The sequence below is a fragment of the Arthrobacter horti genome (assembly GCF_030731045.1).
GTDB lineage: Bacteria > Actinomycetota > Actinomycetes > Actinomycetales > Micrococcaceae > Arthrobacter_E > Arthrobacter_E nanjingensis.
Genome location: NZ_JAVALS010000017.1, coordinates 37993 through 45488, shown reverse-complemented (window position 1 = coordinate 45488; position 7496 = coordinate 37993). Strand labels below are relative to the sequence as shown.

Here is a 7496-nt window from a genome sequence, read left to right as displayed (position 1 = left end):
TATCGCCACCGGCTGGACGGTGAACCGGTCCGTGCGGAACAAGGCTGCGAAGTGGGTGTTCGAGGCGCTGGAGTACGTCACCGAGGTCTTCCCGTTCCCAATCCTGGGCATCGATTCGGACAACGGCACCGAGTTCATCAACGATCACCTGTTCCGCTACTGCACCGAGCAGCAGATCACCTTCACCAGGTCCCGGCCTGGGAACAAGAACGACGGCGCCCATGTGGAGCAGAAGAACTGGGCCAGGGTGCGGGAACTGGTCGGGTATCTGCGCTATGACACCCTCGGGGAATTGGAGTTGCTGAACCAGATCTGGGACCTGGACCGGGTCTTCACGAACTACCTGTTACCGCAGCAGAAGCTGCTCTCCAAAACCCGGCACGGAGCCCGGATGGTCAAGAAACACGACCACGCCCAGACCCCCCACCAGCGGGCCGTCACCGACCCCACCCTGCGCAAGATGCCGATCATCCGGATGAACGCGGAATTCAAGAACGTCCACCCCGCCGCGCTCTCACGACAGATCCTTCAGCTCACCAAGCAGCTGCAGACCATCGCCACCGCCAAGAAACCCGCCCCCGTCAAACCACCCGTGAACACCACCTGGAACCACCCTCATCCGGAGGCCGCCAGACGAGGCAACGACTCCCCACTCCCGGAGGTATTGACATGAGGCAACAGGCTCGAGGCGAGGCCGAGCACCGGCCTCTTCAGGATTCGCAATGGGGCGGGAACCTTGCTTTGCGAACACGAGCCTCTGGCACTGCCTTCAAGGTATTTCTACATGTATAGGAATACCTGTAGAGTTGCCAGCATGGCACGGAAACAAGTCTCAGCCGAGGACCGGGAGGTCGGTCATCGGCTTGGCGCTGCCCTCCGTGACGCCAGAAACGCCGCCGGCATGTCAGCGCAGACCGTCGCCTCGGTGAGTGAGCTGAGCATCGACACGGTGCGAAGTATCGAGACGGGGCGGACTGCATCCCCATCCTTCATCACCGTGGCGCGGATCGCTGATGCCCTTGGCGTGAGTTTGGATCGGCTCCACAACGCGGTGCGGTCGGAGAGCTCCTCGTGACGGTTTCTGTCGGGCTAGGTGGGAGATCCGTCTGCGCGCTAATGCTGAACCCGAGCTTTGATGAAAAGGCTTCCACTTCCTACGCGGTCCTGGAGGTAGTTGCGGAACTTAAGGGGTGGAGCGGCGTCGAAGTCGCAAACCTGTTTCCGATGAGAACGCGCAACAGTAAGGCGCTTGCTGCCACTTCGGTCAGGCGTGCAGACATCCTGGAGGCGAGGATCAACATCGAGGCCGTCCTTGGCCGTGCAGCGGAAGTGCTATTTGCGTGGGGCGTTTCTCGTCTTCCGGGCGAGCACGGGCGGCTGCACCGCGAACAGGTTGAGTGGGTGGTTTCTCGCGTGGCCTTTTACGGCCACGAGTCTGTCTGGGTGATGGGGGGCGAAACGCGGCATCCGTCCCGGTGGCGTCAATACGTAGGCCCGCAGCGTGCCCTCATTTCAGGCGGATCGACTGTCGAGAGGCTTGATCGGGCACTTGTCCGTCGCCCGCTGCGGGATTTGGCCGAAGCGATGTCGGTAGTGCAGGGAGGAATCGACGGCGATCAGGGGGCACTTCGCAGATGACTTCGACATTAAAGCTGAACGAGGAATCCGCCGACAGCGTGGCGTCAAGGCTGCGCGACAGGCTCAATGCGCGAACCGCGAACGATCCGGACTTCTGGTCGTTCTCCGCGCTGCGAAGCCGCACAGGCAATCACGCTCTCTTCCAGTACCCAGCGATGATGGTTCCAGAACTCCAGGGTGCCTTGCTCGATGATTTGATCGCCGTTCAGCCCGACGTGGGGCTTGTGTACGATCCGTTTGCAGGTTCCGGCACGGTGATGCTTGAGAGCCTGTACCGCGGGCTCGACTTCCACGGTAGCGACATCAACCCTCTCGCCATACTGCTCTGTCAAGTGAAGGCAGACCCGCCGACCGCAGAGACTGCACTGGCCGGAGTGAACGAGGTTCTCAAGACCGCCAAGAACCTTGTCGAGCCGCCGGTGCCTGATTTTCCCGGTATCGATAAGTGGTTCAAACCGGAGATCAAATTCGGATTGGCCCTTATTAGAGAAGCCATATCGCAATTGTTAGACTTGACGACGCGCAGATTCCTTTGGGTTTGCCTGGCTGAGACTATTCGTCTTGTCTCCAATTCGCGCATTTCGACCTTCAAGCTGCACGCATATAGCGCCGAAGAGATCGCTCGTAGAGAAAGCGATGCAGTGAAATCGTTCAGCGTAGTTGCAAAGCAAAACGTCGCTCGCCTCAGGCTGCATTGGGCGCGGATGCTCACTCTTGACCCAACCAAAGCTGCACCAACGACTCTACTTCTGCCCGGTTCGGTGTCCGATCCATGGATCGCTCCTCGGCATGCTGACGTCATGATGACCTCGCCTCCGTACGGTGACAACAAGACCACCGTGCCGTATGGCCAGCACAGCTATCTCCCACTCCAGTGGATCGACCACGCCGATATTCCGGGTGTGTTTGACAACTCGCTGCTGGAATCTACTCACAGAATCGACCTGCTCAGCCTCGGGGGCTCACTGAAGTACGCGGACCTGGCGCGAGACGAGCTTTGCGAAATTTCGCCTGCTCTCGATCGATTCTTGAAAGGGCTCGGTGACGCACCAGCCCTGCGGAAGAAGGTCCTCTCGTTCGTTAGAGACTACCGCGATGCACTTACTGGCGTGCGTCCCCGACTAGTCGATGGGGCCTTCTGCTTTTTCACGCTGGGTGAGCGTCGAGTTGGCAAGCGAACGTTCCCTTTGGTCGAGATTACACGTGAACTGCTCCTGGCAGATGCGCACGAATATGTCTCCACGATAGAACGCGTTCTTCCAGGATCAAGGAAAAGGATGGCGGCCAAGAACAGTGAGGGGTCGACAATGGCACAAGAGTGGATCCTTGTTACCCGGTCGAGAGCAGCGAAGCCGTGAGCGAGAACTCAAAGTTCGACCCGAAGGTAGTCGAAACCCTCCGACTCGAAGTTCACCCCTCTGTCGTCTTCAAGCTCGGTGCCGACCTTATTACTGACGATATGCAGGCTCTGATCGAGTTGATCAAGAACTCGTATGATGCCGACGCCACCCGTGTGAGAGTCGTCATCGACACGCACACAGCATTCGACCGTGCCACCGGCGAGGTCCGCGATGATCTGCCATTCCCGGTCTCGGATAGTGCTTCTGGCGAGGAAGTCGGTCAAGAGTCAGACCCGGCCGATGACTTGCGTACTGCATCGGGAGACCTGGCGAACGACGGACAAGCTGACCCGTACCTGCTCGGTTCGATCACCATCGTGGACGACGGCGTCGGGATGGACATGGATCGCATCCGACGGGGATGGTTGACAGTGTCGCTGAGCGAGAAGCATGCGATGAAAGCCAAGGGCGAGACGACCAAGAAGAAGCGCACGCCCCTCGGTGACAAAGGTCTCGGTCGCCTCGGGGCGCAACGCCTCGGTGATCAGATGATTATGACGACGGTCCGGCGTTCCGAGGATGACGGGCCTGCTGCCCATCCGCTCCAAGTGACCATGAACTGGAGCGAGTTTGCGGACGCGGACAGCCTCAACCTCGTCCCGATTGAAGTTCACGAGCTTCCGAGTGGCGAGGCCCGACGGGGCACACGTCTGGAGATTCGAGGTTTGAGAGAACCCTCGTTCTGGCGGCAGCACGAGACGAACGATCTGCAGCGGGAGCTCGCGGCGATGATCTCTCCGTATGAGGGCGTTGCAGGCTTCAGGATGTCGTTGTCGATCGACTCAGAGCCCATCAACCTCCGCGAGAAGGCGCAGGAGGTTCTTCTTGCGGCGCCGGTCGCATACAACTTTGGTTTCGATGGTCATGTGATGAAAGTCCACGGGAGCTTTACGGCGGGCTTTCTGCGCCCGCATCAGGGTCGAGAGGATATCGCAGCGTATGAGCAGCTTATTGGGCGAGATAACGGATTCGCCTTCTCTGAGTGGCTCCTAGCCAGGCCCGGGAAGACGCGGGGGAGGCCGTTTGGTGTTGTTTCAGGGGATGACAAGCATTTCCTGAAGAGCGAGGCTGTGCTTGAGTTAGCGAATCTGAAGGAAGTCGAGTTCGAAGGAAACAGCCCGATTTCGCCGGGTCCGTTCAAAGGCGAGGTCAGTGGTATCCCGCTCACGCGAGACACCACAAGCGTCTTCGACAAGGCTTCAGACTACAAGGAGTTCGTTCGCGCACTTGTGGGCATCAAGGTGTACCGAGACGGATTTGGGGTCCGTGTCGATGATGACTGGCTCGGTCTGGGCGCGCAGTGGACTTCTGGCGGATCGTTCTACAGCCTCCGGCCAGGGAACGTGACGGGTTACGTAAGTATCTCCGCCAAGGACAACGCTGCGCTTGAGGAGACAACGAATCGCGAGGCGTTTCGCGATACTCCCGCATACCGGAACTTTCTTCGAATCATGAAGGCGTGGGCTGACTACGCGGCGCTCGTTCAAGAGCACTTGCGGCGCGGATACAACGACTACCGAAGAGAACTGCTGGCGGAATCGATCGACGTTACGCCGCGAATAACTCCGGAGTCGCTGATCAAGGAGGTCAATCGCCAGATCAATGAGGGTTCTGACCTCACGCATCAAGCCGCTGAAGCCCGAAGGTCGCTTGAAAATATCGAGGCGGCGGCTTCGGCGCTTGAAAGCGAACGACAAAACAACGGCAATACCGTCTTCCACGATCCCGCGCTCACGGCCGCTCTCGATCGAACGGTCGGACAGGTTCGTCGGTCAGTCTCCGAGGCGCAATCCATGATGGTCCACCTCGATGAACTGGTCGAAACACAGCAGCGACTCAAAGCCGGCGTCGACTTGCTGGAGCAACAGCTTCAACTTGCTCAGGAGCAGATCGGGGATGCATGGGAGTCGGTAGCCCTCGGTCTTAGCGCCGAGGCGCTGTCGCATGAGGTCCAGCACATCAGCGATGGGCTTCGAGGCCGAAGCGCTCAGATCACGCAGTATCTCAAGTCCATCAACAGCGAGGATCAGCGGGTATGGACATACGTTGAGCATGTACGGTCATCGGCCAGCGCGTTGGGCAAGCAAGTAGCCAGAGTGACCCCTTCCCTTCGCTACATGCGAGAGCGCCGTACTGAAGTGGCGATGTCAGATGTCGTTCAGAATCTCCTTGACTACTACAGCGCGCGGTGGGGGAAGAATGGACTTCGTATCGAAGTCGATCTGGTGCACGACTTCAAGATTCGAGTCAATGAAGGAAAGCTGACGCAAGTTTTTGACAACCTCGTCCTCAATAGTGAGTATTGGCTGCTCCAGCAGCTTGCGGCAAAACGGATCGACCAAGGACTCATTTCAATATCTATCGACGCACCGTTTGTGACCGTTGAGGACAACGGTATCGGTATAGATGAGTCGATTGAAGAACTCGCTTTCGACCCGTTCATCACGACCAAGCCGGCCCAGAACGGCCGCGGCCTGGGACTCTTCGTGGTACGTCAGCTGTTGGACTCAATGAGTTCAACGATCGTGCTCTCGCCGGACCGGAATCTGAACGGACGACGTTTCCGTTTCCGAATGAACTTCGGAGGAAATCAATCTGTCGAACTGGGGCATGACAAATGACCGGCGAGCCGACTTCGGGTCCTAGCCCGAAAGAACTGACACGGGATCTGCTTGCCGCGCTCGGCATCGTTCGCGTCATTAGTGTCGATGATGACCACGCTCAAGAAGCACATCAGAGTAAGGAAGACGTCCTCGGTGCGATTCGTGCAGGCACGATCGACATCGTGCTTGCAGCTCGCGTGGTGCTCCCTGATGAAGAGGACGGCGACGCCGCCAACCTGTCGACGGATGAGGTCCGCGACCTGGTCGATGAGAGCTGGGACGAGCTTGAGGACCAGGCTCGAATCGTGTTGACTCAGGCCGCGCTGCGCGCATCTAGCGCCGAGGAGGGCGCTGTAGTGACTCAGTCCCCAGCCGTCTCTGGTAACAACGCCGCGCTCCTCGCACTGCCCGAGATATTCGCCGATGTTGCCGAGTTCCTTCCTATGGGATTGAACGAATGGCGTAGTTCTGGGCAGGTCTTGCTGGACGATTCCAAGCCCACATTGCTCATTTTCGATCGGAGCTTTGAGCGGGAGGGCGGATCGGCCACAGGTGGTGATGATCTGGTGCGTGGCGTCCTATCGCGCACTGACCGCGAGCATGTCTACGTTGGCCTTCTCACGCATACAGCAAGCGACCTAGGGCGTGAAGCCGAGATCGCGGCGCAAATCAGCCAAGGTCTTGATTCAACTAGGCCGGTAATCGTAGTAGCAAAGAATCGGCTACAAGATGAGAGCTTCCCGGAGGCCCTACGAGTGGTGCTCTTCGCCTCCGAGATTGAGGCGTTTCGAGAGCACCTGATCAGAAGCTTCAGCCAAGCGACCGATACGGCCATCTCACATTTTAGGCGTATTGAGAAGTATCTGCTGTTTGCGTCGATCGAGGCCGCTAGAGCCGAGGGCGCATACGAGCCGGACCATGCGACGCGGATCGCTTCCGCATTCGCTCGCAAGACACTCGCCAGGTCCCTCCGAGATGGCGACTTCATTGCCGACGTAATGACAAGGCTAAGGCGCGCTGGTGCGGTGCGCCTCTATCTTGACGGAGCTTCCAAGCCAGCAGCTCTCGCGGAAGTCGCGTGGGATGAGCACTTCGAGACCGGCGAACTCTTGTCCGCTCTGGCTATGCCACTCGAAGTCGGGGACATCTTCAAGATTCATGATCTTCATGGAGTCGGAAAATCAAAGGGAGCTGACCGCTACTACGTTCTCCTTGCCCAAGAGTGTGACCTCAGCGTCAGGGCAGATGGCAAGCGCAGCAATGATCTCACACGGGTCGTACTGACAGAGTTGCGACAGACTGTGCACAACGAGGAGGGGCTGCCGGCCCCGCTGAAGGAGAACCAGGCGGAGTTTGGCCCGCTACAGAGGGATTCGTCGTCCCCTTGGCGAGTCCAGTTTGCCCGGCAGATTGTCGTACCAATGCTCGCCCTTGACGCCTGCGTCGTTAGCGGCACTGGGCGCGCGGTTATTTCGACTGAAGGCAAGGCCCCGTCTGCGCTTCCTGAGTCCTGGAAAGCAAGATTCACGAGGATGCAAGCCGAAGTCAAGTCCTTGATAGGTAGCTATCGGGGCATGGAGACCATGCTTTCTTCAGTTGAAGGGTCAGCGGACCAGGTTCGGCTGGCTACTAAGCACGTCACTGCCGCCGTGCTTGGGACCGCGACCAAGCACAAGGACGGACTCACCGCAAAGATAGATGTACAGAACTCGCGTGTAGAGTTCGGCATTGAGCGGTACGCGCGGCTCGCTGATGGCAGCGCCCGTGGGCTCCTGTCCCTGTTGCTCCAGCATCAGTCGCGACCGGCCTTTGACGGGAAGCTTTTTTATGAGGCTGGTGCCTAGGTTGATGCATC

At 58.6% G+C, this 7496-nt stretch carries 5 protein-coding genes and 1 pseudogene; all 6 read left to right on the top strand.

The annotated features are described in order from the left end of the window. Positions 1–673 (top strand): annotated as a pseudogene (locus Q9R02_RS15435) (integrase); the annotation flags it as partial. 141 nt (positions 674–814) lie between these two features. Continuing rightward, positions 815–1075: a helix-turn-helix transcriptional regulator gene (locus Q9R02_RS15430; RefSeq protein WP_305997598.1), complete on the top strand. Its 261-nt coding sequence runs from the start codon at positions 815–817 to the stop codon at positions 1073–1075. Then, a complete protein-coding gene (locus Q9R02_RS15425; RefSeq protein WP_305997597.1) occupies positions 1072–1638 on the top strand; it encodes a DUF1643 domain-containing protein in 567 nt (188 codons plus the stop codon). Before Q9R02_RS15430 ends, Q9R02_RS15425 begins: the two co-directional genes overlap by 4 nt. Further along, positions 1635–2996: a TRM11 family methyltransferase gene (locus tag Q9R02_RS15420; RefSeq protein ID WP_305997596.1), complete on the top strand. Its 1362-nt coding sequence runs from the start codon at positions 1635–1637 to the stop codon at positions 2994–2996. The genes Q9R02_RS15425 and Q9R02_RS15420 overlap by 4 nt, the downstream gene beginning before the upstream one ends. Next, positions 2993–5659: an ATP-binding protein gene (locus Q9R02_RS15415; protein WP_305997595.1), complete on the top strand. Its 2667-nt coding sequence runs from the start codon at positions 2993–2995 to the stop codon at positions 5657–5659. The genes Q9R02_RS15420 and Q9R02_RS15415 overlap by 4 nt, the downstream gene beginning before the upstream one ends. Beyond that, positions 5656–7485: a hypothetical protein gene (locus Q9R02_RS15410; RefSeq protein WP_305997594.1), complete on the top strand. Its 1830-nt coding sequence runs from the start codon at positions 5656–5658 to the stop codon at positions 7483–7485. The genes Q9R02_RS15415 and Q9R02_RS15410 overlap by 4 nt, the downstream gene beginning before the upstream one ends. Positions 7486–7496 lie beyond the last annotated feature (11 nt).

Excerpts from the sequence above, each read along its gene's own strand:
- Q9R02_RS15430 (WP_305997598.1), top strand. The coding sequence starts at position 815 with ATGGCACGGAAACAAGTCTCAGCCGAGGACCGGGAGGTCGGTCATCGG.
- Q9R02_RS15420 (WP_305997596.1), top strand. The coding sequence starts at position 1,635 with ATGACTTCGACATTAAAGCTGAACGAGGAATCCGCCGACAGCGTGGCG.
- Q9R02_RS15410 (WP_305997594.1), top strand. The coding sequence starts at position 5,656 with ATGACCGGCGAGCCGACTTCGGGTCCTAGCCCGAAAGAACTGACACGG.